Source organism: Vibrio sp. 1402 (assembly GCF_033340275.1).
Genome location: NZ_JAWOWE010000472.1, coordinates 1 through 591, shown reverse-complemented (window position 1 = coordinate 591; position 591 = coordinate 1). Strand labels below are relative to the sequence as shown.

Here is a 591-nt window from a genome sequence, read left to right as displayed (position 1 = left end):
AACAATGCTTCCATCGTGCGATTGCCAAAACCAGTATTTATCTCGACAGAGAACCGGGTAATCCCGAACTCACTGTTTGGCTGGCAATCAATAAAGCATCGCTGGCTGGTGCTCAAGGTGGCTTAGGTGCACTATCACTCGCCAAAGAAGCCAAATCTTTACTCGAAGGGGTAATTGCAACGTCACCGCAAACGCTTGATGGCTCTGCATACACCAGTTTAGGTTCTTTGTATTACAAAGTTCCGGGGTGGCCAATTGGCTTTGGTGATGACGATAAAGCCGAAGAAATGTTGAAAAAAGCGTTAGAGATCAATCCAAAAGGCATCGATCCGAACTATTTTTATGGAGACTTCCTTGCAGAAGAAGGTCGAGACAAAGAAGCGAAAGTGTATTTGACTCGCGCAATGCAGGCGACACCTCGCCCTGACCGACCTTTAGCTGACAAAGGTCGAAAACTGGAAATTGAAGCGACTCTTGGGAGATTGAAATAATCTATGCGCTTATTACTCGTAGAAGATGACAAACTACTCGGTCAATCCATGGTGACTTCATTAAGTCGCCATGGGTACACCGTGGATTGGGTAGAAAAAG

Annotated in this window: 1 protein-coding gene and 1 pseudogene; both read left to right on the top strand. The window is 45.7% G+C overall.

What is annotated here, in order from left to right; genetic code table 11:
• Positions 1-491: tetratricopeptide repeat protein (locus tag R7044_RS26740; protein WP_225456175.1), on the top strand; the 491-nt coding region annotated here is incomplete at its 5' end.
• Positions 492-494: 3 nt separating this feature from the next.
• Positions 495-591 (top strand): annotated as a pseudogene (locus R7044_RS26735) (DNA-binding response regulator); the annotation flags it as partial.